Annotated in this window: 19 protein-coding genes; 11 read left to right on the top strand and 8 right to left on the bottom strand. The window is 69.7% G+C overall.

Going from position 1 to position 23,618, the window contains the following annotated elements:
* Positions 1–8: 8 nt before the first annotated feature.
* Entirely contained in the window at positions 9–578 is a 570-nt protein-coding gene (locus J2S75_RS20560) for a cytochrome b (RefSeq protein ID WP_307022802.1), read from the bottom strand.
* Positions 550–1,290: a RibD family protein gene (locus tag J2S75_RS20565; protein ID WP_307022804.1), complete on the bottom strand. Its 741-nt coding sequence runs from the start codon at positions 1,288–1,290 to the stop codon at positions 550–552. Before J2S75_RS20565 ends, J2S75_RS20560 begins: the two co-directional genes overlap by 29 nt.
* A gap of 132 nt (positions 1,291–1,422) precedes the next feature.
* Between J2S75_RS20565 and ribA the strand changes: the two genes are divergently transcribed.
* The 9 genes from ribA to J2S75_RS20610 all read left to right on the top strand — a co-directional run bounded on the left by ribA (position 1,423) and on the right by J2S75_RS20610 (position 11,250).
* Entirely contained in the window at positions 1,423–2,592 is a 1,170-nt protein-coding gene (gene ribA / locus J2S75_RS20570) for a GTP cyclohydrolase II RibA (RefSeq protein WP_307022806.1), read from the top strand.
* 163 nt (positions 2,593–2,755) lie between these two features.
* Positions 2,756–3,457, top strand: coding sequence for an FCD domain-containing protein (locus tag J2S75_RS20575; protein WP_307022808.1), 702 nt, complete (start codon positions 2,756–2,758; stop codon positions 3,455–3,457).
* A gap of 150 nt (positions 3,458–3,607) precedes the next feature.
* Positions 3,608–4,567 (top strand): tripartite tricarboxylate transporter substrate binding protein, encoded by a 960-nt coding sequence (locus J2S75_RS20580; protein WP_307022810.1) that lies wholly within the window; start codon positions 3,608–3,610, stop codon positions 4,565–4,567.
* Between the two features lie 153 nt (positions 4,568–4,720).
* The gene (locus J2S75_RS20585) at positions 4,721–5,209 is read left to right on the top strand and encodes a tripartite tricarboxylate transporter TctB family protein (protein ID WP_307022812.1); all 489 of its coding nucleotides are present in this window, start codon (positions 4,721–4,723) and stop codon (positions 5,207–5,209) included.
* On the top strand, positions 5,206–6,702 hold the full coding sequence (locus tag J2S75_RS20590) for a tripartite tricarboxylate transporter permease (protein ID WP_307022813.1): 1,497 nt from the start codon (positions 5,206–5,208) through the stop codon (positions 6,700–6,702). Before J2S75_RS20585 ends, J2S75_RS20590 begins: the two co-directional genes overlap by 4 nt.
* Entirely contained in the window at positions 6,699–8,069 is a 1,371-nt protein-coding gene (locus J2S75_RS20595; RefSeq protein WP_307022815.1) for an MmgE/PrpD family protein, read from the top strand. Before J2S75_RS20590 ends, J2S75_RS20595 begins: the two co-directional genes overlap by 4 nt.
* Positions 8,066–8,833, top strand: a complete 768-nt coding sequence (locus J2S75_RS20600) for an SDR family NAD(P)-dependent oxidoreductase (protein WP_307022817.1) — start codon at positions 8,066–8,068, stop codon at positions 8,831–8,833. Before J2S75_RS20595 ends, J2S75_RS20600 begins: the two co-directional genes overlap by 4 nt.
* 36 nt (positions 8,834–8,869) lie before the next feature.
* On the top strand, positions 8,870–9,625 hold the full coding sequence (locus J2S75_RS20605; RefSeq protein WP_307022819.1) for a sulfite exporter TauE/SafE family protein: 756 nt from the start codon (positions 8,870–8,872) through the stop codon (positions 9,623–9,625).
* Positions 9,626–9,726: 101 nt separating this feature from the next.
* Positions 9,727–11,250 (top strand): MFS transporter, encoded by a 1,524-nt coding sequence (locus J2S75_RS20610; protein ID WP_307022821.1) that lies wholly within the window; start codon positions 9,727–9,729, stop codon positions 11,248–11,250.
* An 18-nt stretch (positions 11,251–11,268) separates the two neighbouring features.
* Here J2S75_RS20610 and argE read toward each other — a convergent pair whose 3' ends face one another.
* Both argE and J2S75_RS20620 read right to left on the bottom strand, forming a co-directional pair.
* Complete coding sequence (gene argE / locus J2S75_RS20615) at positions 11,269–12,423, bottom strand: acetylornithine deacetylase (RefSeq protein ID WP_307022823.1); 1,155 nt, start codon at positions 12,421–12,423, stop codon at positions 11,269–11,271.
* A 109-nt stretch (positions 12,424–12,532) separates the two neighbouring features.
* The gene (locus J2S75_RS20620; RefSeq protein ID WP_307022824.1) at positions 12,533–13,732 is read right to left on the bottom strand and encodes an aromatic ring-hydroxylating oxygenase subunit alpha; all 1,200 of its coding nucleotides are present in this window, start codon (positions 13,730–13,732) and stop codon (positions 12,533–12,535) included.
* 139 nt (positions 13,733–13,871) lie between these two features.
* On the opposite strand from J2S75_RS20620, the gene J2S75_RS20625 reads away from it, so the two are divergent.
* Positions 13,872–14,840, top strand: a complete 969-nt coding sequence (locus J2S75_RS20625; protein WP_307022826.1) for a LysR family transcriptional regulator — start codon at positions 13,872–13,874, stop codon at positions 14,838–14,840.
* Positions 14,837–16,087 (top strand): Zn-dependent hydrolase, encoded by a 1,251-nt coding sequence (locus J2S75_RS20630; protein ID WP_307022828.1) that lies wholly within the window; start codon positions 14,837–14,839, stop codon positions 16,085–16,087. The genes J2S75_RS20625 and J2S75_RS20630 overlap by 4 nt, the downstream gene beginning before the upstream one ends.
* A 178-nt stretch (positions 16,088–16,265) precedes the next feature.
* Here the strand turns inward: J2S75_RS20630 and J2S75_RS20635 are convergent, their stop codons facing one another.
* From J2S75_RS20635 to J2S75_RS20650, 4 genes are all read right to left on the bottom strand, one after another.
* Positions 16,266–16,997: an ROK family protein gene (locus J2S75_RS20635; protein ID WP_307022830.1), complete on the bottom strand. Its 732-nt coding sequence runs from the start codon at positions 16,995–16,997 to the stop codon at positions 16,266–16,268.
* Positions 16,994–19,501 (bottom strand): glucan 1,4-alpha-glucosidase, encoded by a 2,508-nt coding sequence (locus J2S75_RS20640; protein ID WP_307022832.1) that lies wholly within the window; start codon positions 19,499–19,501, stop codon positions 16,994–16,996. Before J2S75_RS20640 ends, J2S75_RS20635 begins: the two co-directional genes overlap by 4 nt.
* A 155-nt stretch (positions 19,502–19,656) precedes the next feature.
* On the bottom strand, positions 19,657–22,488 hold the full coding sequence (locus J2S75_RS20645; RefSeq protein WP_307022834.1) for an autotransporter domain-containing protein: 2,832 nt from the start codon (positions 22,486–22,488) through the stop codon (positions 19,657–19,659).
* Between the two features lie 55 nt (positions 22,489–22,543).
* Entirely contained in the window at positions 22,544–23,581 is a 1,038-nt protein-coding gene (locus tag J2S75_RS20650; RefSeq protein WP_307022836.1) for a LacI family DNA-binding transcriptional regulator, read from the bottom strand.
* Positions 23,582–23,618: the final 37 nt, after the last annotated feature.

Raw genomic sequence — 23,618 nt, forward strand, 5'->3', positions numbered from 1 at the left:
CGCACCGCTCAGAAAGGCGGCCACATCCGCGCCATCACCCCGTCGCGCTTGAGAAAGCGGTGGTAGAGCGCCGCGGCGATATGGGCCAGCGCCAGCAGGCCGAGAAGCTGCGCCAGCAGCCCGTGCAGGCCGAGAATCCGCTTGGCCAGCGCCTCATTGGGCGCCAGCAGCGCCGGCAGGTCGAACAGGCCGAACACGTTCAGCGCCGGATAGGCCGAGACCCCGGCCCAGCCGAGCAGCGGCACGACGAGCAGCAGCAGATAGAGCGCGGCATGCACGGCGGCAGAGGCGATCCGCTCGAACGGGGTCAGCGGCACCACCCGTGCCGGCTCCCCACGACGCAGCCGCACCAGCACACGCAGCACCACCAGCCACAGCACGAGGAAGCCGACAAATTTGTGCAGGCTGTAGAGCGAGCCGGTCAGCGCATCGAAGCCGGTCGCTTCCCCGCGCGCCACCATATAGAGCCCGAGCGGGATGAGGCCGATCACCAGAAGGCCGATCACCCAGTGCAGGGCGCGGGCGGTGGGGCCGTAGCGAAAGCGCGCCTCAGGCAGGTTCCGATCCGAAGCCGACATACGTCCCTCCCTCGCCGGTTCCGCGCAGGTCACAGTCGCAGAGAATATTGCCGTCGTCGAGAAGATAGGTATCGACGCGCGGGCGCAGCGCCCCTTCCAGCCCGTCGATGGGCCGCAATGCGAGGCCCGGCCGGCCGGAGCCGAGAATGATCGGCGCCACGCACACATGCAGCCGGTCGACCAGCCCGGCATCGATGAAGCGCGAGACGGTGGAGGCGCCGCCCTCGACCAGAATGGTGCGATGGCCGCGCGCCGCCAGAGCGGCAACGAGCTTAGCCGGCTCGAAGATGTCGGGCTCGTCCGGCGGGCCGATGCGCTCGACCGCCTCCGGCCAGCCGGCTTCATTATGGGTGAACACGATTCTGTGACAGCCGTCCGCGTCGAGCCATTTGGCGTCGCGCGGCGAGCGGCCGCTGCGGTCGATCACCGCCCGCGCCGGGCTGCGGCCGGGGACGCGGCGGGTGGTCAGGCGGGGGTTGTCGGCTACCACCGTGCCGACGCCGACCACCACCACATCGACAAGGGCGCGCAGGCGGTGGAGATGGTCAAGGCCGCTCAGACCGTTGATATCGCGCGACTTTCCCGTCGGCGTCGCGATCCGCCCGTCCAGAGACTGGCCGAGCTGGGCGATGACATAGGGCGTGGCGCGGGGCCGCAGCAGCGGTTCGTAAAGCCCCGCCAGCGGGTCAATCGGTGTTTCACGGCGATTCACGCAAAGCCCCACGGTCTGTGCATCTCGATCCTCTGAACGATCAAGGGCCGCCGGCGTTGCTGGTCCGTTGGCGCCCTATATCCGTAGCTACTACGTCCAAGACACGGAAATGGTGCAGCGGGAGAGATTTCAATGAGCAGCAGCGCGACGACCGCCGGCACGATTGCGAGCCTCTTCGGCGACGCCACCCTGACAGAGGCGGAGCGCGCCATCGCCGAGATGCGCGCCGGGCGGCCCGTCATCCTCGCCGAAGGCGGTCGGCTCTTCCTGGCGGCGAGCGCGGAATTCGCCGATGCGGAGCGGCTCGCGGCGCTGGACGGGCTCGTCGGCGGCGCGCTGCAATTGGTGCTCACCCCCGCCCGGTTGCGGGCGCTCGGCCGGCCGGAGGAAGCGCGCCCCATGGCCCTGCCGGTCTCGCAACTGGGGAGCGCGCGGGTGCGGGCCTTGAGCGCGCAGGACCTGGCCGGCGCCAAGGGCGAGGGCGCGAAAGGCGAGACGCTCGGCGCCGAGCTGGTCGAGGCGCACGCGGCCGGCGCGGCGGCGCTGCATCTTGCCACCCTCGCTCTGATGCTGCCGGCCGTGCTCGTCGGGCCCCTTGCGCCAGCGGCACTCACCCTGCCGGCGCTGACCGTGCGCGCCGAGGCGATCACGCGCTATGGCGAGGACCGCGCGACGCGGGTGGAGATCGTCTCCCGCGCCCCGGTGCCGCTGCTCACCGCGCGCAATTGCGAATTCGTGGTGTTCCGCGGCGGCGAGGGCATGCGCGAGCAGGTGGCGGTGGTGGTCGGCACGCCGGACCCGGCGCGGCCCGTGCTGGTGCGGCTGCATTCCGCCTGCCTCACCGGCGACCTGTTCGGCTCGCTGCGCTGCGACTGCGGCGACCAGCTGCGCACCACGGTCGCCACCATGGCGCAGGCGGGCGGCGGCGTGCTGCTCTATCTCGATCAGGAAGGACGCGGCAACGGCATCGCCAACAAGATGCGCGCCTATCGCCTGCAGAGCGACGGGCTCGACACGTATGAGGCGGACGAGACGCTCGGCTTCGGCCTCGACGCGCGCCGGTTCGACTTCGCCGCCGCCATGCTGCGCCAGCTCGGCTTTGAGCACGTGGTGCTGATGACCAACAACCCCGAAAAGATCGCGGCGCTGAGCCGGGCGGGATTGCAGGTCTCGGGCGTCGAGCGGCTCTATGGCCGGCGCGGTGCCGACAATATCCGCTACCTCGCCGCCAAGCGCGACCGCGCCGGCCATTTCCTCGATCTCGAAGCGCTCGACCATCACGCCCCTGCCTCCTGCGGCTGAGGCGCCCCCCGTTCCCCAAGGCCTTCGGCCCCGAAGGCCTCCCCTCGACCCCGGCGCCCCCCGCGCCGGGGTTTTTTTTGCGCGTGGGAATGAGCAGATGTCGAATGCAATATGGCAACATTAAATTGTTGACACTTTGAACGAGAGGCGTAGGCTTCTGTTCATGACCTCTTCCGCCGCCCATGATGTCAGCTTCCTGCGCCTCACCTCGCTGCCCATGCTGCTGGAGCGCGAGATCGAGAGCATGATCCTCGACGGGCGGCTGAGCGAGGGCGGGCGGATCAACGAGAACCAGCTCGCCGCCACCTTCGGCGTCAGCCGCGGCCCGGTGCGCGAGGCGCTGCGTTCGCTGGAAGCGCTGGGGCTGGTGGAACTGCTGCCCAATCGCGGCGTGTTCATCCGCAGCCTCGATATCGCGCAGGTGGTGGAGATGTATGGCGTGCGCGCCGCCCTGTTCGGCTATGCCGCGCAGCTTCTCGCCACCCGCGCCGAGCCGGACGTGATCGCCCGGCTGCGCGCCCTGCTCGACGAGATGGGCGAGGCCGCGCAGGCACATGATTTCGACCGCTACTACCCGCTGAACTTCGCCTTCCACGATTTCATCGTCGAGCGCGCCGGCAATGGCGTGCTCACCGCGCAGTATCGTGGGCTGGTGAAGCAGCTTCGGCTCTACCGCGCCGGCAATCTGATGACCGGCAACACGCTGGAGCTTTCCAACGAGGAACATGCCCGCATCGTCGCGGCCATAGAGGGCCGGGACGCGGCGAGCGCCTACCAGACGAGCTTCGACCATGTCGAGCGCGGCAAGGAGCGGCTTCTCGCCCGCTCCGCGTCGGCCGGCCGGGCCGAGGAACAAAGCGCCTGACCTGAAGCGTTCAAGGAGAGGCGCCCGGCCAAGGGCGCCCGAAGCCCGGCGATGCACGCCCGCGCCAAGGGGCGCGTGCCGCCGCAACCGTCACATCATCATCGGGAGATCGCCCGGCAGAGGCGGCCCCGCACTCCTGGGAGGAAATCCATGCGCAAGACCCTGACCGGCTTTCTGAGCGCCGTGCTGGCCGTGGGGCTCGGCACGCTCAGCCTCAAGGCCGAGCCCCTCGCCTATCCGCACAAGGTCGTCACCCTCGTCACCCATTCCAGCCCCGGCGGCGGCAGCGACGTGTTCCTGCGTGAATTGTCGAAATATCTCGGCAAATATATCGGCGCCACCTTCATCGTTGAGAATGTGCAGGGCGGCAGCGGCGCCAAGGCGGTGGCGCGTGTCGCCGCCGCCCCGGCCGATGGCAGCGTGTTCTACGCCACCACGCCGACCTATATCTACACCTCGCTGCTCTCCAAGCCCTCCGCCACCTATAAGGATCTGGAGCCGCTGGTGAATCTGTTCGCCGACAGCGAGGTGATCTACACCCGCGCCGACGGCCCGTTCAACACGCTGCAGGACGTGATCGACAAGGCCAAGAAAGAGCGCGGCCGCTGGGGCGCCGCCAACCCGGCCTCGCTGGAGCGCCAGGCCGCCGAACAGCTCAAGCGCGCCGCCGGCGTCAACGCCGCCATCGTCACCCATGAGGGCGGCGGCGACATGATGCTCAACGTGATGAACGGCACGCTCGACATCGGCATCGGCGAAATCCAGGAACTGCGCTCCCAGCTCGCCGCCGGCAAAATCCGCCTGCTCGCCACCTTCAATCCCGAGCGCATCCCCGAAAAGCCCGAAGTTCCCACTGTCAAGGAAAGCGGCTTCAACGTCTCGCTGGTGAAGTTCCGCGGCCTCGCCGGTCCCAAGGGCCTGCCGGACAACGTCACCAAGGTGTGGGACGAGGCGATCAAGAATGTGCTCGCCGACCCCGAGTACAAGGCGCGCTACACCGAAGAGGTGCTGGTGCCGAACTACATCCCGCACGCGCAGTACCAGGCCTTCATCACCAATTTCGCCGACACGACCGAGGCGTTCCTGAAGGAAACCGGCGCGGTGAAATAACCGCCGAGGCGACGCCGGCCGCCCTGCGGCGCCGGCGAAGCCCCGGCGCCGTGACCGGGACGCCGCGCGCAGGCGTCGCCCCTTGCCGCAACGCCCGCCCCGCACGCCTGCGCGGGCCGGCGCCGTGCCCCCTCCGCCCCCGAGGAACGCACCATGAAACGGGATTTCCTGAGCGGCGGCGTGCTCATCGCCCTCGCCGCCGCCTATTACATCGCCACCGGCACCATTGCCGAGAGCACGCTGTCGGACGAGATCGGCGCCACCGGCCTGCCCCGGCTGCTGGCTATGCTGCTCGCCTTCATCGGGCTGGCGCTGATCGCCCGCACGGCCTTCGTCGCCCTCGCCGCCCGCCGCGCCAATGTCCCGCAGATCCCGGCCGAGGAAGAGGAAGGCGCGCCGCTGCCGCGCGCCGTCGGCCTGCTGCTGATCGGCGGCGCCTATGTGCTGCTGCTGCCGTTCCTCGGCTATTTCCTTTCCGTGGCCCTGCTGATCGGAGCGGTGGCCTTCTATGAGGGCGCCGCCCGCAGCTGGGTGCTGCCGACCGCCGCGCTGGGCGGGGCGACGCTTTACTGGGCGATCTTCGTCAAGCTGCTCGGCGTGCACCAGCCCGCCGGCTCCCTCTTTCAGGGTTGGCTGTCGTGACGACCTTCTGGGACATTCTGCATCTTCTCACCGCCACGCCGCTGGTGCCGGTCGCCATTCTCGGCCTGACCTGGGGCATTCTCGGCGGCGCGCTGCCGGGCATTTCCGCCTCGATCACCATGGCGCTGGTGCTGCCCTTCACCTACACGATGGACCCGGCGATGGCGATCGCGCTGCTCGCCTGCGTCTATATCGGCGCGGAATATGGCGGCTCGATCCCCGCCATCCTGATCCGCACCCCCGGCACCAATTCCTCCGCCGCCACCGTCATCGACGGCTATGAGCTGAACCGCCAGGGGCGGGCCGGCGAGGCGCTGGGCATTTCGCTGATGTCGGGCGTGGTGGGCAGCCTGTTCGGCCTCGCCATGCTGGCGCTGCTGACCGAGCCGCTGTCCTGGCTGGCGCTGGCCTTCAAGCCGACCTCCTATTTCGCCCTCGGCATTCTCGGCCTCAGCGTCATCGCCTCGATGGGCGGGGATTCGCTGCTCAAGGGCCTCGCCTCGGCGGTGGTCGGGCTGATGATCGCCACGGTCGGCACCGACCCGATCTCCGGCGTCACCCGCTTCACCTTCGATGTGGCGGACCTGCTCAGCGGCGTCGAACCCGTGGTGGTCATGGTCGGCCTGTTCGCGCTCACCGAATTGATGAGCCAGTCCGGCTCCACGTCAGTCACCCAGCTTGGCGGCTCGATCCGCATCCGCCTGCCGGGCTGGGCGATGATGCGCAAGCTGCGCCGCTCGCAGGCGATCGGCTGCTTTCTCGGCCTGTTCGAGGGGTTGACCCCCGGCGGGGGCGGCTCGGTCGCCGCCTTCATGTCCTACAATGAGGCGCGGCGCTGGTCGAAGACCCCGGAGCAGTTCGGCAAGGGCTCGGAAGAGGGCATCGCCGCGCCCGAGGCGGCCAACAACACGGTCGCCTCCACCGCGCTGATCCCGCTGCTGAGCTTCGGCATCCCCAGCTCCAACTCCACCGCCGTGCTGCTCGGGGGCCTGCTGATGCACGGGCTGCTGCCAGGCCCGCGCCTGTTCGAGCAGAACCCGCAGGTGATCGACAGTCTCTATGTCGGCTCGCTCATCGCCATCATCGCCCAGATCGGCGTCGGCGTGCTCATCCTGCCGGCCTGCATCTGGCTGGTGAATCGGCCGCGCCCCTACCGCGCCGGCTTCATCCTCGCGCTCATCCTTTCCGGCCTGTTCACCCTCAACAACAGCCCGTTCGATCTCGGCCTCGCTTTGGCGCTTGGGCTGATGGGCTATCTGATGCGGCTGGCCCGCTTCCCGGTGCTGCCGATGATTCTCGGCGTGGTGCTCGGCCATATGGTGGAATCGAGCTATCGCCGCTCGCTCGTGCTCTCCGGCGGCGACTTCCACATCTTCATCGAGGACCCGATCGCCGTCGGCCTGCTCGGCGCCGCCTTGTTCTTCATCGTCTTCTCCCTGGCGCGCGAATACCGCGACGCACGCCGGACCCAGCTGCAGGAAACCCATTCGTGAACCAGCACCGCGCGCTCTCCGAGGACACCGTCGCCGGCCGTCTGGCACGCTTTGCCGCCAGCGCCGCCCCGCCCCCGGCCGCCGAGGCGGTGAGCCGGCGCCTGCTGCTCGACATTTGCGGCCTCGCCTTCGCCGCCCGGCAGGAGCCCTATACCACAGCCGCGCTCGCCAGCGCCGCCGGCACGGGGCCCTGCACCGCCATCGGCCATACGCAGGGGCTGAACCTCTACGACGCCGCGCTGGTCAACGGCACGGCGGCGCATGGCGAGGATTATGACGACACCTTCGAGGGCGGGCCGGTGCATGCCGGCGTGGTGGTGGTGCCGGCCGCGCTCGCCCTCGCCCAGCATCGCGGGCTCGACGGTGCCGCCGTCATGCGCGCCATCGCCATCGGCGCCGAACTGATGAGCCGGCTCAGCCTCGTCGCACCGCAGGCGATCCACAAGGCCGGCTTCCACCCCACCGCGGTGATCGGCGCCATGGCGGCGGCGGCCTCCGCTGGGGCGGCGATCGGGCTCGACCGCGCCCGGCTCGCCAACGCGCTGGGCATCGCCGGCAGCCTCGCCTCCGGCATCATCGAATATCTCGCCGACGGTTCCTGGACCAAGCGGCTGCACCCCGGCGCGGCGGCGCAGGCGGGCCTGCGCGCGGCGCTGCTGGCGGAGGGCGGCTTTGTCGGGCCGGCGAGCGTGTTCGAGGGCGACCACGGCTTCTTCCGCGCCTTCGCCCCCTCGAAGACGGCGAATTTCGCGCCGCTGCTGGACGGGCTGGGCGAGGACTGGATCATGCCGACCATCGCCTTCAAGCCCTATGCCTGCGGAACCATGACCCAGCCCTTCATCGACTGCGCCATCGCCCTCGCCGGTCAGGGGGTGCGGGCGGAGGAGATCGTCAGCCTCGTGTGCAAGGTCGGCGAGGGCACGGTGCACCGCTTGTGGGAACCGCTCGCCGCCAAGCAGGCGGTACCGAACGGCTATGCCGCCAAATTCTCCACCCCCTTCTGCATGGCGGTCGGCTTTCTCGACGGCGCGGCCGGGCTGGTGCAGTTCACCGACGCGCAGACGCGGCGCGGCGACGTGCGGGCGCTGGCGGCGAAGATTTTCTACGAGATCGACGCTGACGACGAATATCCCCGCAACTTCACCGGCCATCTGCGGGCGACGCTGACCGACGGCTCGGTGCGCGAAATCCGCCAGCCGCATATGCGCGGAGGTGCGCGCGAGCCACTCTCGGACGCCGAACTGCTCGCCAAGTTCAACGCCAACATCGCCTATGGTGGCGGCGACGCGGCGGCGGCGGCGGCGTTGCACGCCGCTATCGACGCCATCGCCGCCGGCGGGAAGGTGCAGCTGGGAGAGAGCGCATGAACACGTCTGCTCCGGACAGCACCTCACGCCCCGTCGCCATCGTCACCGGCGGCTCGCGCAATATCGGCCGCGCCATCGCCCATGCGCTGGGGGCGGCGGGCATGGCGGTGGTCGTCGTCGCCCGCTCGGACCGCGACGCCGCCGAGCAGGTGGTGCATGAGCTGGAGGCGCTGGGCGCCCCGGCGACGTCCGTGCTGGCCGATGTCGCCCGCGAATCCTCGGCCGATCTCATCGTCGAGCATGCGTTGGAGCGCTTCGGCCGGCTGGACGTTCTGGTCAACAACGCCGCTATCCGCCGCGAGAAGCCGGTGGAGGCGATGAGTCTCGCGGAATGGCGCGAGATCACTGGCATCTGCCTCGACGGGGCCTTCCTGCTCTGCCGCGCCGCCATCCCGCATCTCGCCGACTCTCCGGCGGGCACGATCATCAATATTGGCGGGCTCACCGCCTATACCGGCGCCCCGAACCGCGCCCATGTGGTCGCCGCCAAGGCGGGGCTGGACGGGTTGACCAAGGCGCTGGCGGTGGAGCTTGCGCCGCGCCGCATCACGGTGAACCTCGTCTCGCCCGGACGGATCGGCACCGACCGCAGCCATGCCGGCGCAGAGAAGAATCCGGCCCACCATGCCCGCAACCAGACGCTGCTGGGGCGGGAGGGAACGGCCGAGGAGGTGGCGGCGATGGTCGCCTATCTCGCCAGCCCGCAGGCGCGCTTCCTCACCGGCCAGACGATCCACGTCAATGGCGGCGCCTTCCTGCCGTGATCCCGGCGGTCCTCCCCAAACCGACTGGGTGCCGCCATGTTCGGTGATGTGAGCCTGTGGCACTACCTGCTGGTCGCCGCCGTCGCCTTTGTCGCCGGCGTGGCCGGCGGGATCACCGGCTATGGCCCCGGCCTGCTGATGCCGCCGATCCTGCTGCCGATCATCGGCGCCGAGGCGGTGGTGCCGGTCATCGCCGTTTCCGCCATGCTCTCCAACACCAGCCGGCTCATCGCCTTCCGCCGCGCCTTCGACCCGCGCCGCGCCGGGCTCATCGTCGCGGCGGCGCTGCCGACCGCGGCGCTCGGCGCCTATGGCTATACGCGCCTTTCCGGCGCCGGTGTGTCGGTGGTGATCGGCACCGTGCTGATGCTGGCGATTCCCACCCGCCACTGGCTGGCGCGGGTGAAGGGGCATCTCTCGGGCTCCGGCCTCACTGTAGCGGGCGCCGGCTTCGGCCTCCTGATGGGCGGCACGGCGGGAACCGGCGTCGTGCTGCTCTCCATCCTGCTGGCGGCGGGGCTGAACGGCGCGGCGGTCATCGCCACCGATGCCGGCATCTCGCTGGTGCTCGGTGTCGTGAAGGTGGGCGTGTTCCAGGCGGCGGGGGCCCTGCCGCCCGCCTCCTGGCTGATGGCGGTGCTGATCGGGGCGGCGGCGACGCCGGGCGTGTTCCTCGCCAAACGACTTGTCGGCACGCTTTCCGAAGGCGCGCATTTGCGCGTGCTCGACGCCGTGGTGGTGCTCGGCGGGCTGGTGCTGATCGCACAGGGGCTGCGGGCGCTGGCGCTGTAGGGGCGCGCGGCGGAACTGGCCGTCCGGCATGCGATCGGCTATTCACTCCGGCCCGCCGCGGGCAGAGGCCTGCGGCTCTCAGTGCCGGGCAGGACCGTACCATGACGCTTGCGCCATCTCCCCCGCTTCACCGCGCCCGCCCGCGCGACTGGGTTGCGCTTGGCGTCATCGCCCTGCCCTGCGCGGTCTATGCGATGGATCTCACGGTGCTGAACCTCGCCGTGCCGCATCTCGCGCTCGATCTCGCGCCATCGGCGGCGCAGCTTTTGTGGATCATCGACATTTACGGCTTCATGGTCGCCGGCGCGCTGATGCTGATGGGCACGCTGGGCGACCGCATCGGCCGGCGCAAGCTGCTGCTGATCGGCGCAGCGGCCTTCGCGCTCGCCTCGATCGCCGCCGCCATGGCGCGCAGCGCCGAGCAGCTCATCCTCGCCCGCGCCCTGCTCGGCCTTGCCGGGGCGACGCTGGCGCCCTCGACGCTCTCGCTCATCCGCAACATCTTCCTCGACGACCGCGAGCGCACCTTCGCCATCGGCGTGTGGATCGCCTGTTTCTCCGCCGGCGCAGCGCTGGGGCCGCTGGTGGGCGGGGTGATCCTCACCTATTTCGGCTGGGGCGCGGTGTTTCTCGCCGCTGTTCCCGTCATGCTCGCCCTGCTGGTCGCCGGGCCGCTGCTGCTGCCGGAATATCGCGATGAGAAGGCGGGCCGGCTCGACATTGTCAGCGCCGCCCAGTCGGTGATCGCCGTGCTGGCGCTGGTCTATGGCATGAAGCGCGTCGCCGAACAGGGGCCGGGACTTGAGGCGGCCGCAGCGCTGGCGCTGGGGCTCGTCGTCGTCGGCTTCTTCCTCGCCCGGCAGAAGCGCCTCGCCGACCCGATGATCGACCTCGCTCTGTTCGCCCATACCGGCATCGGTGCGGCGCTGGCGATCAATGTGCTGGCGATGATGGGGGTGATGGGCATCTTCGTCTTCATCTCGCAATATCTGCAGTTCGTGCTCGGCATGAGCCCGCTGGAGGCGGGGCTGTGGACCGCGCCCTCCGGCCTGTGCTTCGCCCTCGGCTCCATGGCGACGCCGCGCCTGGTGCGGCGCTGGCGGCCGGTGGACGTGCTCTCGGTCGGGCTCGTCTGCGCCATTCTCGGCTTCCTGCTGCTCACGCAGCTGCGGGCGGAGCCTTCCATGGGGTTGCTGATGGGCGCCATCGTGCTGATGTGCCTCGGCCTGTCGCCGGCCGGCACCCTCACCACCGATCTGGTGATGCGTCTCGCCCCGCCCGAGCGCGCGGGGGCGGCCTCCGGCATTTCCGAAACCAGCTTCGAATTCGGCGGCGCCATGGGCATCGCCGTGCTTGGTAGCTTGGTGGCGGCGAGCTACCGGCTGGGCATGGAGGCCGCGCCGCTGCCGGAAGGTATTCCCCCCGCGCTGCTGGAGCCGGCGCAGCGCACGCTGGACGCCGCCGTGTTCGGCGCGACCAAGCTGCCGGAGCCGCTGGCGACGCCTTTGCTGCATGCCGCTTTCGGTGCCTTCTCCCACGCCGTCGACCTCGCGGCGCTCACCTGCGCCGCCTCGGCGCTGCTGGCGCTCATCGTCGCCCGCGCCCGGCTGACGCGGGTGCGGTAGGCGCCCCGAAGCGCCCGCTCAGACGCTGATCTCGTCGACGAGGCGGGCCAGCATCACCTCGCAGCGGGCGAGCTGGTCGCGGCTGACATATTCGTCCGGCTTGTGCGCGTCGCGTATGTCGCCCGGCCCGCACACCACGGTGGGAATGCCGAGCTTTTCCCGGAACAGCCCACCTTCCGTACCGAAGGCAATCTTGCGCAGCGGGCCGGGCCCGTTGAGCCGGCGCAGCAGCGCCACCACCTCGGCCTCCGGCGGCGTTTCCAGCCCGGGATAGGCGTTGACGATGTCGATGGAGACGCCGGTGCCGGGGAAGCGCGCCTGCGCCTCCCGCGTCAGTTCCGCCGCCTTGTCGAACAGCCGGTCCATCAGGAGGGCGGGATCGTCGGTCGGCAAATTGCGGATCTCGAACTCTACCGTACAGGCATTCGGCACGATGTTGAGCGCCGTGCCGCCCTGGATGGTGCCGGCGTGGACGGTGGTGAAGGGAACGGCATAGGCGTCGTCCTGCGGGCCCGCCGTGAGTTCGTCCTGCAGCGCCCGCATCTCGCACAGCATGTCGGCGGCGAGGTGGATGGCGTTCAGCCCTTCCGGCGCGTGGCTGGAATGGCATTCCCGCCCCCGGCAGGTGAGCCGGGCCGCCAGCTTGCCCTTATGCGCGACCACGGTGTCCAGCATTGTCGGCTCACCGATGACGCACAGCGCCGGCAGGTCGGGCGCGCCGACGAGCCGCTCGATCAGCCCGCGCACGCCGACGCAGCCGATCTCCTCGTCATAGCTGAAGGCCAGGTGCAGCGGCCGTTCGAGCCGCCGCGTCGCCGCCCGCTCGGCCGCCGCCAGCGCACAGGCGAGAAAGCCCTTCATGTCGCAGCTGCCGCGCCCGAGCAGATCATCGCCGCGCGCGGTGAGGCGGAACGGATCAGTGCTCCACGCCTGCCCCTCGACGGGAACCACATCCGTATGGCCGGAGAGCAATATCCCGCCGCCGCCGGAGGGGCCGAGCACGGCGTGGAGATTGGCTTTCGTGCCGGCCGCATTGTGCACCAGCGTCAACCGGGCGCCGAGAGGGGCGAGCAGCGCGCGCACATAATCGATGAGCGCGAGATTGGACTCGCGGCTTATGGTGGGAAAGGCGATGAGCCGTTCCAGAATCTCGATCGGGCGTGAAGCGTTCATTAGCGGCCGGCGCAAGCAAGACGGGACGCCGGCAGGGTGACGCCTCGGCGCCGCGCGGCAAAGCATGAATTTCCAAGTTGCTGGATAGGAAAAACCGAAGCCGGCGCCCTCACTCGGCCGCAGCGGCGAAACGGCGCTCGAAGCCGGCGGTGCGCGCGGCGATGTACTGCATGAAATCGTAGATCGGCCGTTCCAGATAGGAGAGATGGCCGGCGCGGGCGCGGTCCGCCTTCATGCCGCGAAACACCTTCTCCGTGCAGCCGCGGTCCTCGACATTCACCTCGTCGAGCAGACCCTTCAGCGTCGCGACATACTCGTCCGCGCGGGGATCGGCCATGAACTCCGGCGAGAGCCCGCCGCCGAACAGCAGCGACACCTTGTCGGGCCCCTGCGGGTGCAGCGAAAGATACCAGAAATAGCCCGGCGTCAGGGTGATGAGGTGGCTGGGATAGAGCGCCAGCAGCGCCGTGGTCTTGCGCCAGCGTCCCTCCAGCCGCGTATTGGTGGGGTGAGCATTGCCGATCGGCAACGAGGCTTCCTTGGTGATCCAGTGATAGTTGAACGCCGGCAGGCCAGGCGGGCACTCCATCTCCTCCAGCTTGGAATGGCCGCCCACAGTGGCGGCGTGGCAGACCGGCAAGTGGTAGCTCTCCATGAAATTCTCGGCGAGCACCTTCCAGTTCGTGTCCCACACATGGGTCTCGCGAAAGCACTCGACATAGGCTTCCATCTGGTAGGGCGCGATCATCGCCTCCAGCGCCCCGAGGCTTTCCGCGACGCCGGGCCGACCTTCGTCCAGCGTGACATAGATCCAGCCGAGCCATTCCTCGCAGCGAATGGAGGGGAGAGAATAGTCCTCCTTACAGAAGCCGGTGGTCTGCGCCATGAACGGCGCCCCGCGCAGCCGGCCATCGAGACCGTAGGTCCAGGCGTGGTAGGGGCAGACGATGGCTCGCCGGCTGCCGGCACCCTCCAGCAGGGTCGACATGCGGTGCAGGCAGACATTGGAGAAGGCGCGCAGCCGCCCTTCGCCGTCGCGCAGCACCATCACCGGCTGGCCAGCCAGCTCATAGGTCAGATAGTCGCCGGGCTTGGCCAGCGAACTTGCCCGCCCGACGCACATCCATTCGCGGGCGAAAACGGTCTCCAGCTCGCGGGCGAGAAAATCCGGGCTGGTATAGACGCCCGGCGGCATGGCGACGGCGTCCTCGAAAGGGCGGGCGGCGGCGGCGAGCAGCGCAGCGACGGGCGACGTGTCAACCGGAGACGTGGCAACGGGAGATGTGTCAGCGGACGGCTGAAGGCTCATCAATGTCATCCTCGGCTGGCGTTCGGCTCCGCTCCGCCGCGACGGCGGCCGCCGCCCGCGTCAAAGGCTTGAACCCCAGGGTGCAACGCTCCTAACATAGATAAAAGCTCAATTATCCGAGCATCGAGACAGCTAGAATATGGTTCGCTACACGCTCCGCCAGATCGCCTATTTCCGCGCGGTGGCCGAGCAGGGCGGGATCGCCCAGGCGGCACGGGTGCTCAACATTGCCCAGCCCTCCATCGCCCAGGCGCTGGCGAAGCTGGAGCAGGCGCTGGGCCTCACCCTGTTCGAGCGCCACCATGCCCGTGGGCTGACGCTGACTCTGCAGGGGCGGAGTTTTCTCGGCCACGCCACCGCGCTGGCGCTGGCCGCCGAACAGGTGGAGCGCGAGGCGCGGGCGCTGGCGGCCGAGACCACGGGAGAGATCCGGCTCGGCGTGTTCTGGACGCTGGCGCCATTCTATGCCGCCGACCTGATGCGGGATTTCGCGCGGCAGGCGCCGGGCGTCGTCATCCGGCAGAAGGAAATGGCGCTGACCCCGCTTGCCGAGGCGTTGCGTAGCGGCGAGATCGACCTCGCGCTGACCTATGACCGCGGCGCCGATCTGTCCGACCTTCCCCGGCTCGAACTCGCCGCGCTCCAACCCAGCGTGGTGGTGGCGGCCGACCACAGGCTGGCGCGGCGCCGCGCGGTCTCCTGGCACGAGCTGGCGGACGAACCCTATGTGATGCTCGACGGCCCGGGCAGCCGGGCCTATTTCGAGGAATTGCTGGCGGAAGGCGGGATCGCCCCGCCCATCGCCCATGTCTCGACCTCGCTGGAAGCGGTGCGTAGCGCGGTGGCGGCGGGCTTCGGCTTCACCCTGCTGGTGATGCGCCCGCCCTCCGCCACCACCTATGACGGGCGCCGGGTGAAGACGTTGCGGATTGCCGGGCCGGTGCGGCCGCTGCGCATCGTGCTCGCCTCGCGCTACTGCGCCCGCGACGGCCTGCTGCGGCGTTTCGCCGATCATGCCACCGCCTATTTTCAACGCGCCAACGGGCGCGAAGCCGGCTATGAGCCAGACGACGGACCGCATTCGCGCAACGGGAGAACACCAGCATGAACCAGCAGATCGGCAATATGCGCGTCGATGGCGGGCGGCTCTGGGACAGCCTGATGGCGATGGCTGAGATCGGCCCCGGCATTGCCGGCGGCAATAACCGGCAGGCGCTGACCGATACCGACCGCGAGGGGCGCCTGCTGTTCCAGCGCTGGTGCGAGGAAGCCGGGATGGTGGTCGGGGTCGACGCCATGGGCTCGATGTTCGCCCGCCGCGAGGGGACAGAGGCCGACGCGCTGCCGATCCTCATCGGCTCGCATCTCGACACCCAGCCGACGGGCGGCAAGTTCGACGGCGTGCTCGGCGTGCTGGCGGCGCTGGAAGTGGTGCGCACGCTGAACGATCTCGGCATCCGCACGCGCCGGCCGGTGGAGGTGGTCAACTGGACCAATGAGGAAGGCTCGCGCTTTCCCCCCGCCATGGTCGCCTCTGGCGTCTATGCTGGCGTGCACACGCTGGACTGGGCCTATGACCGCACCGACGCCGCCGGCCTGCGCTTCGGCGACGAATTGGAACGGATCGGCTTCAAGGGCGAGGAGCCGGTCGGCCAGCGCAAGGGCCACGCTTATTTCGAGCTGCATATCGAGCAGGGGCCGATCCTCGAAGAGGAAGGGGTCGATATCGGCATCGTCACCCATGGCCAGGGTCTGCGCTGGGTGGAGGTGACGCTCACCGGCAAGGAGACCCATACCGGCACCACGCCGATGGACCGGCGGCTCAATGCCAGCCTCGGCGCCGCCCGCATCATCGACCGCATCGAAGCGATCACCCGCGCCCATGGGCCCAAGGCTGTGGGGGCGGTGGGGCAGCTGGTCTTCGCGCCGAACTCGCGCAACATCCTGCCGGGCAAGGTGGTGTTCACCGCCGATCTGCGCCATCCCGAACTCGCCGCGCTGAACTCCATGGCCGAGCAGGTGAAGCAGGCGGCGCGGGAGGTGGCGGCGGAACTCGGCATTGGGGTGGCGATCGAGGAAGTCGGCGCCTTCGACCCCACCGCCTTCGACGAGGATTTGCTGGCCGGGCTGCGCGCGGCGGCGGCGCGGCTCGGCTATTCCCACCGCGACATGGTGTCGGGCGCCGGGCACGATGCGTGCTGGGTGGCGAAGACCATGCCCTCCGCCATGATCTTCTGCCCCTGCGTCGACGGGCTCAGCCATAATGAGGCGGAGGAGATCACGCCCGAATGGGCCGGCGCCGGCACCGATGTGCTGCTGCAGGCCGTGCTGCAGGCGGCCGAAGTGGTGGAATAGGGGGAACCCCGCCCTCATGCCCGGGCTGGACCCGGGCACCCAGACACAGAGCGACGGGAATGCCGCTTGGCGGTCAACAGCGCGGGCCGGGGCTCACCTCCGCCACCGCGTCCGTGAGAAGGCTGGATCCCCGGGTCAAGCCCGGGGATGAGGCCGTGCGAGAGGGATAGGCCCCCGCTCAGCCCTTGCGCCAGAGCGCGGCGCCGCCGGTGAGGCCTGCATCGTTGCTGGCGAGGCTGACATTGGCCGGCAGCTCGATCTCGACATGCTTGGCATTGCCGCCGCCGAGATAGAGATGATCGTAGTGCAGCAGCACGTAAAGCAGCTCGATCACCCGTTTCACATGGTGATTCCAGTGGTGCTTGCCGTGTGATTCATAGGCGGCTACGCCGAGATATTCGTCATAGGTCAGGTTGTCGTGCACCGGGTGGTGCGCCAGCTCCATATGCGGCATGAGATCGCCGTCGCGGAACAGGGCGGTGCCGCAGCCGGTGCCGAGCGTCATCACCAGTTCCAGCCCCTTGCCGGAAATGATGCCATAGCCCTGCATCTCGGCGTCGTTGATCAGCCTTGCCGGCACCTTGAGGCGTGCCGCCATCGCATCCGCCAGCGCGAAGCCCGCCCACAACTCGGTGCCGAGATTCGGCGCGGTGAGCACCCGGCCGTTGCGCACCACGCCGGGGAAGCCGATGGAGATACGGTCGAAGGCCGGCAGCTTGGCCGCCATGCCGGCATAGGCATCGAGCAGCGCCTCCGGGTGGCAGGGATGGGGCGTGTCGACCCGCTCCCGCTCCGAGAGCATGGTGCCGTGCTCGTCGATGACCGCGCATTTCAGCCCGGTGCCGCCGACATCCACCGCCAGAATGCCGGGCTTTGCCGCCGCGCCTGCCGTGCTCGTTGCGTCCGTCATGCCTGCCCTCCCTCGACATCGCTGCGCGCGGGCTCCGCGACCCGCCGGCTCACTTCCGGCTCGTCCGCCGCCGCGTGGAACAGCGTCCCGTCGCCATCGACGACGACGCTGTAATCCTCGCCTTCCCACTTGTCCGCTTCAGGCCAGAAGAAGGTGAAGCGCAGATGACGGCCATGGTGGCGCAGCGTGGTCGGCAGATCGACGATGTGCAGGCCAAAGCTGGTGGGCTGCGTCGGCGTGTCCTGGCTCGTCGTCCAGCCGTCGAGCGACCAGTGGATAACGGCGGGCGCCGGCAGCTCGATGCGCAGGGCAAGGCCCGCGGGCAGCGAACGGAGCTTCTGGTTGAAGTGCCAGAGCCGGCGCGGCGAGGTGACCTTGTCGACGAGATAGCGCTGCACCGTCTGCGGCGGGGTGTCGAACACCTTGCCGTCATGCAGCGAGCGCATCAGCTTGATGTGCTCGGCATGGGCCCAGACCAGCGGCATGGCGCTACCCGAGGGCCGGCCCTTGTAGAGCTCGCGCTCGGGAATGTCGTCCTGGTCCCACACCTGCTCGGGCAGCAGGCCGCCCGGGCCGGCGCTATCCTCCAGCGTCACCAGAAGCTGGCCGGCGCGCACCAGATTGCCGGCGGCGATCTCGTAATGCGCCCGCTCGCCGGTGAGCAGCGGCCAGGCACGGCCGATGCCGGTGCCGTCGAAGGGCGAGCCGTCCTCATGCTCGCCATAGCCGTCGCCATTGTAGCGGTACCAGACCGGCCCCTGCGGCAGCTCCACCTTGAGAATGGCGTCGATGGCCTTGATGGTGTCGAGGATGCGCGGATCGTCCGGCGCGCGCAGTCCGAAGCGCACCAGCGCCAGCGCGTCCGGCGAGATCAGCTGCGCCGCCGGCCGGTCGGTATCGGCCGGCGGGCGGTTCTTCACCGGCACGAAGCCGTCGAGCGGGGAGGCCGCGTCCGCCGTCTCCGGCGGGGCGATGCGCACATAATAGCCTTCCACACCGAGCCGGTCGGCGAGGTCGGTGCCGGTGGCGAAGGTCCAGTGCTCGATGGAGTCGTTCCAGGCATCGGCCTTCTCGCGCAGATAGCGCGCATCCCCCTTCCGGCCGGCCAGATCCATCATGTCGGCGGCGGCAAGCAGGGCGGAAATTTCCGCCGCAAGGGTGAAGGGCGAATAGCCGGCATCCTCCTCCCAGCGGTCCTGGCCGGTGACGGGGCCGTTGAGGACGATGAAGCGCGCGGCGCGCGTGATCATGTCCATATAGCTGTCGAGTTCGCCATGGGCGAAATGGCCGCTGCGGCGGATCATGTCGGCGAGCAGGATGGGGAAGGCGCATTCGTCCATCTGCACGCCGCCCCAATAGGGCACGCCATCCAGCCAGACATTCTGCGACCAGTGGCCATCCGCCTCCTGTATGGCGCGGAGATAGCCGAGCACCGACTTGGCCTCGTCATAGGCGCCCGCCGCCAGCAGGCCGCCGGCATTCTCGACGAGATCGCGCGGCCAGACGAGGTGATAGCCGCCGAGATCCTCATCGCCCTTGTTGAAGCCCCAGGGAATGGAGAGGCTGGCGATGATCGCGCCCGGCATCGAATAGGGCTGGTGGGTGGCGAGCACGATGGTGCTGGCGCGGTAGGCATTGATGTTGGAGCGCCCCTGCGGATGGTCGAGCGGCATGAGCGTGCTCTGCCAGTTGCGCCAGCCCTGCACATAGGTGCGGCGCAGTTCCTCGAAGCCTTCCTGCAGGCTGCACACGGCACGGAAGCCGGCTTCCTCCGGCCGGGCGCCGAAGCCCAGCGCCACCAGCATCTCGCCATTGCAGGCGGCAAGGTCGATCTCAGCGCTGAGCGCGACATTGCCGGACTCGGCGCGGCGGTAGCGCTCTTCCAGCTCGCCGTGGCGGCTGAGCTGCTGCCAGCCATCGGAGGTGCCGACATAGCCGACCGAACGCGCCTTCCACGGCACCGAGCAGGCGAGCGCCAACGACTGGCCCCGCCGGCCGGAGGCGAACAGCATCGACGTGCCCTTATAGTCACCGACCCAGCCGGTGTTGTCCGCCCCGGCATTGATGAGATGCGGCGCCAGCAGCGCGAACAGGCGATAATCCGAGATGTCGCCGATCAGCGCCTCGAAGGTCACCTTCTGGATCAGCACCTCGCGGCGCGGATCGGTGAGGATCTGCTTCTGGATGCGCCAGCGCCCGTCACGGGCGGTGTTGAGCAGGTGGTAGGCCGGCACGCCATGTTCGAGCACGCCGACCTCATGGTCGGCGTCGCGCTTCTCCTCGGCGAAATAGCCGTCCGGCCCGGTGACGAGGAAGCCGAAATCGCGGGTGCAGGCGGTGTCGACGCGGGGATAGTAGATCTCGTTGAGAATGCCGTGGCTGAGGGTGAACCACAGCCGGCTTGCCGCCGTGCGCGCCGTACCCACGCCCACCTTGGCGCTCGAGGTCCAGCGTGCCGGGCCGCCGGGGCCACCGGGCGGTATCAGTTCTCCATCGTCGCTCATGGCGTACCCCCCAACTCACGTCCCTTGAGGGACGATCTTTCCAACGGACGTACCGGATCGGTCCGGCGCGCCTGTCTCCCTGTGCCCCACCGGGGAACCTGCGGGGAATTTCCGGTCCGGTCAATCGCCATGGCGCGCGTGGCACGGACCGCCGCCTAGAAGCGCAACCGCAGGCTGGCCTGAAAGCCGTTGTCGCGCAGCCCGTCGCCGAACTGGCCGGTGTAGCGCAGGCCGAGCTGCAGGTCGGTGCCGGCCTGGGCGACCAGCCCGGTCTCCAGCAGCGCCGTGTCCTGGGCCGGCGGTGCCCCGGTGACGACGAAAGCCGGCCCGCCGGCGAGGCCGCCGGACGGCGCCCCGGCAAAGGCGGCGACGAGCGTCGGGGTGCCGCCCCACACATGCTGCCAGGCGGCGGAGGCGTCGATCCGCAGCCTCACCCCCGCCGGCGCGGCGAGCGGCAACGAGAGGCGCGCGCCGAGGGTGCCGAAGCTGGCCTCGGCGTCCACCCCGGACATCGCCAGCGCCGCCGCGCCGCCCGTCTCGCGAAAGCGGCCGCCTTCCAGCGCGACATAGGCGAGACCGGCGAAAGGCTCCAGCCGCGCCCCGGCGAGCGCGATCTCATAGCCGATCTCGCCGAAAAACTGCGCCGCGCCGGTACTGAAATCGGCGGTCAGCGTCTGCGGGAGGCCGGGCAGGGCAAGGCTGCGGCTGGCGGACACCTCGTTCCAGCCATAGGCGCCGCCCAGGCTGAGCGCGAGCGGCCCCCAGCGGCGCCCGCCATAGAGGCCGAGCGTGTAGGTATCGACCCCCCAGGAGTCGGCGAAGCCCCCGGCGCTGAGCGCGCTGTGGCTGTAGCCGCCAAAGGCCCCGAGCCGCCAGTCCTGGACGAACAGCCGGTCAAGCCCGGCATAAAAGCCGCCAATGTCGCGCGACAGGCCGGCGCCGGCGCTATCGAGCCTGCCGAAGGCACCGAAACCCTGCAGCCACAGCGCCGTTCCGGTGCCCGATGCCGCATCGGCGATCCGCGTGCCGTCATCGGCATAGCTCGCCACCTGCGCCCCCGACCCGCCGCCTCCGGCGCCGGAAGCTGGCCGCAGCCTGTCGAGCGCCGCCGCGCGGGCGAAGCGGGTATCCTGCAGCAGCAGCGTTTCCAGCGAGGCATAGCTCTGGCCCGACAGCCCGTCGAAAGCCTCGCGCGCGGCGGCGAGGCTCGGCAGCCAGGCGGCGGAGGCGACCAAGGGCGCGCCGGGATCGAACGCGTCGAGCGCGGCGCCGAGCGCGCGCTGATTGGCGGTGAGGCCGGCGGAAGCGAAGGAACGGGACTGGGTGACCGCCAGACGGAGTTCATGCGCCCCGGCCACCGCGCTGACGGCGGCGAAGGCCGAGGCCGGTCCCTCCAGCGTGGCGAAGGCGCCCTCGATCCCCTCGCCAGCGGTGAGCACGGTGTAGCTGCCGAAGGGCGCGGGATCGAACAGGCGATAGGCGAGCGTCCCGCCAAGGCTGGCCGTGCCGCTCACCGCCAGCCGGTCGGCGCCCGCCGCCCCGAGCCGCACATCGAGCCGGGCGGCTGCATCCGCCGCGTGGTCGCCGGTGAGGGCCAGCGTGCCGAGCGCACGCGAAGCACCCGGCGCCAGCGTACCGCCGGTCTGGACATAGCCGCCCGCCGCGCCGAGCGTTCCGGTGCCGGAGACCACGCCGCCGGCCTGCAGCAGGCGGGCCGTCGTCAGCGTACCGTCAATATGCAGCCCTCCGCCGGCGAGCGCCGTGTCGAGCAGCACGTCCAGCCGATAGCCCGCCGCGATATCGAGCGCGGCGCCGACATGGGCAACGGTCAGCCGGTCAAGGGTCGGCGACATGTCGAGGCGAATCTGCGAAGGCTGCGCGAGCGTTACCTCATAATAGCGGCCCAGCGTTCCATAGCCGGCGAAGTCGCCATCCGCATTGTCCGGCGTCTCGTGGCGGCCGAGCGTGTCGGTCCAGCGGGCCGCCTCGCTCCAGGCGAAGGCGCCAGCGGCGGCGGTGGTGGTGCGCAGCGGGTTGGCGGCGGCGAGCCAGTCCGCATGGTCGGCAACGGCGCCATAGGTGGCGAAGGTTCCATAGGTGTAGATGTACTGGCCGGGATTGTCGGGGTCCGGGATCCCTCCGGTCGAGGTTACGCCGATCTGGATCAGCCCGCCATCCGGCCCGACCGCGAACAGCGGTCCGCCGCTGTCGCCCGGCGCCGTGATGCCTTCCCAGGCCGGAACCGGAGCGTCGAGATTGAAGTAGTTCGGATCGTCCGGGTTCAGCGGGTCGCGAAACTGGAGATGGAAGAGATAGCTCCCATCCGGCAGGGTCTCGATTTCGCCGAGCGTGTTGGTCACGGCGCGGCGGCGGTCGTCATAGCCGAGATTGTTCTGGGTGCCGGTGCCGATCTCACCATAGCCGGCCACCCAGACCAACTCGCCGATGCCGGGCAACTGGTCGGGCGAGGTGGCCAGCGTCACCGGCGCGACCTCGGATACCGGCCGGGCCAGCGAGATCAGCGCGACGTCATTATTGGGATAGCCGGCGGGAGCATAGGCGGGATTGACCGCGACGCCGCTAACGGCGCGGTCATTGGCGGTCGGCTGCGTCGAGTCGGGGGAAAAGCGGACCTCCACCTCATCGAACCAGCTGAGCACCACGCCTGTCACGTCGCTCAGCGCGCAGTGGCCGGCGGTGAGCACGGTGCGGGAGTTGATCAGCGTGCCGGAACAATGCGCGAGGCCGTCAATCGAGACCGCGACGACATTGGAAAACTGGTTTTCGTTGTCGTACCAGTTCTGCACCCCTCCGACGGCGGCGGCATCGACATCGTTGAGATAGATCGCGCCCGCCGGCGCGGCCGCGAGCGAGGCACAGCCCGAGGTGAGCAGAGCCGCAAGGCGCCTCCCGGTCCGTCCCGTCCGGCCACCAGCGCGCCGCCGGAAGTGGGTTTTCGCCGCCGATCGCCCGCCTTTTGTCCCCACGCCGCCTCCCCTCGCCGTGACACCTTCCGCAGCGATAGCCCGGATTCCGCCGCGCTCACAAGCGCGCCGGGCCCGCCTCGTGGCTCTTTATGGCAGGGGTGGTAACGGGCGGGGCTGTGCTGGCGCGCAGCACCAGTTCGGTGGGCAGCACGATGTCGCCCTCCGGCGCTTCGCCGCCGATCATTGCCAGCAGGCACTCAGCCGCGCGACGGCCGATCGCCTCGCGCGGCTGGCGGATGGTGGAGAGCGCCGGCGTCATGTGCGAAACCAGCTCGATATCGTCGAACCCCATCACCGACACGTCGCGCGGCACGGCAAGGCCGCGGTGCTGCACCTCGCCGATGAAGCCGCAGGCCATGGCGTCGCTGGCGAGGAACACCGCCGTGGGGCGCTGCTCCGCCGGCAGAGCGAGCCAGGCCGCACCGGCGACGCGGCCGGAATCGAGGCTGAAATCGCCGGGAAGCACGAGGGGCGGCGGCAGGCCGCGCGCCGCCAGCGCCTGCTCGGTGCCGGCGAGGCGCGCCTCGCTCAGCACATTGCCCGGCGGCCCCATCACATGGCCGATGCGCCGGTGGCCGAGGCCGATCAGGTGCTCCACGGCCACCCGCGCCGCCGCGCGATTGTCGATCTTCACCCGCGGCGCCTCAATGCCCGGTATCCATTCGCAGGCGAGCACCACGGGCACGCGGCGCCTCAGGCCTTCGGCGGGCAGCGAGCCGTCGAGCACAATCAGCCCATCGGCACGGCTCGGCTCGGCATAGGCGAGCAGCGCCTCGCCACCCATGACGCAGCTGTCGGCGATGAGCAGATTATAGCCCGCCCCTGCCAGTACCGCCGCCATGCCGGCGAGTATCTGCGAGAAGAACGGGTTGGAGAGATTGGGCACCAGCGCCACCACGCCGCCGGTGCGCCGGTGGCGCAAATTGCGCGCCGCGTGGTTGAGACGGTAGCCGGTCTGGCGGATGGCTTCCTCGACGCTGCGGCGCGTCTCGGCGCTCACCACGTCGGGGTTGGAGAGCACGCGGCTGACCGTGGCGGTGGAAACGCCGGCGAGCCGCGCCACGTCCACGATCTTCGGTCTCTGGTGCTGCATGGCCACTCCATAGACGCGCCGGCCCCCCGCTGGCAAT

Origin of the sequence: Ancylobacter polymorphus (assembly GCF_030813495.1) — a bacterium.
GTDB classification, from domain to species: domain Bacteria; phylum Pseudomonadota; class Alphaproteobacteria; order Rhizobiales; family Xanthobacteraceae; genus Ancylobacter; species Ancylobacter polymorphus.

What these genes read in the sequence shown, in the direction of transcription:
- J2S75_RS20560 (WP_307022802.1), bottom strand. Translation starts at nt 578, where the DNA reads ATGTCGGCTTCGGATCGGAACCTGCCTGAGGCGCGCTTTCGCTACGGC.
- ribA (WP_307022806.1), top strand. Translation starts at nt 1,423, where the DNA reads ATGAGCAGCAGCGCGACGACCGCCGGCACGATTGCGAGCCTCTTCGGC.
- J2S75_RS20575 (WP_307022808.1), top strand. Translation starts at nt 2,756, where the DNA reads ATGACCTCTTCCGCCGCCCATGATGTCAGCTTCCTGCGCCTCACCTCG.
- J2S75_RS20580 (WP_307022810.1), top strand. Translation starts at nt 3,608, where the DNA reads ATGCGCAAGACCCTGACCGGCTTTCTGAGCGCCGTGCTGGCCGTGGGG.
- J2S75_RS20585 (WP_307022812.1), top strand. Translation starts at nt 4,721, where the DNA reads ATGAAACGGGATTTCCTGAGCGGCGGCGTGCTCATCGCCCTCGCCGCC.
- J2S75_RS20600 (WP_307022817.1), top strand. Translation starts at nt 8,066, where the DNA reads ATGAACACGTCTGCTCCGGACAGCACCTCACGCCCCGTCGCCATCGTC.
- J2S75_RS20605 (WP_307022819.1), top strand. Translation starts at nt 8,870, where the DNA reads ATGTTCGGTGATGTGAGCCTGTGGCACTACCTGCTGGTCGCCGCCGTC.
- J2S75_RS20610 (WP_307022821.1), top strand. Translation starts at nt 9,727, where the DNA reads ATGACGCTTGCGCCATCTCCCCCGCTTCACCGCGCCCGCCCGCGCGAC.
- argE (WP_307022823.1), bottom strand. Translation starts at nt 12,423, where the DNA reads ATGAACGCTTCACGCCCGATCGAGATTCTGGAACGGCTCATCGCCTTT.
- J2S75_RS20620 (WP_307022824.1), bottom strand. Translation starts at nt 13,732, where the DNA reads ATGAGCCTTCAGCCGTCCGCTGACACATCTCCCGTTGCCACGTCTCCG.
- J2S75_RS20625 (WP_307022826.1), top strand. Translation starts at nt 13,872, where the DNA reads ATGGTTCGCTACACGCTCCGCCAGATCGCCTATTTCCGCGCGGTGGCC.
- J2S75_RS20630 (WP_307022828.1), top strand. Translation starts at nt 14,837, where the DNA reads ATGAACCAGCAGATCGGCAATATGCGCGTCGATGGCGGGCGGCTCTGG.
- J2S75_RS20635 (WP_307022830.1), bottom strand. Translation starts at nt 16,997, where the DNA reads ATGACGGACGCAACGAGCACGGCAGGCGCGGCGGCAAAGCCCGGCATT.
- J2S75_RS20640 (WP_307022832.1), bottom strand. Translation starts at nt 19,501, where the DNA reads ATGAGCGACGATGGAGAACTGATACCGCCCGGTGGCCCCGGCGGCCCG.
- J2S75_RS20650 (WP_307022836.1), bottom strand. Translation starts at nt 23,581, where the DNA reads ATGCAGCACCAGAGACCGAAGATCGTGGACGTGGCGCGGCTCGCCGGC.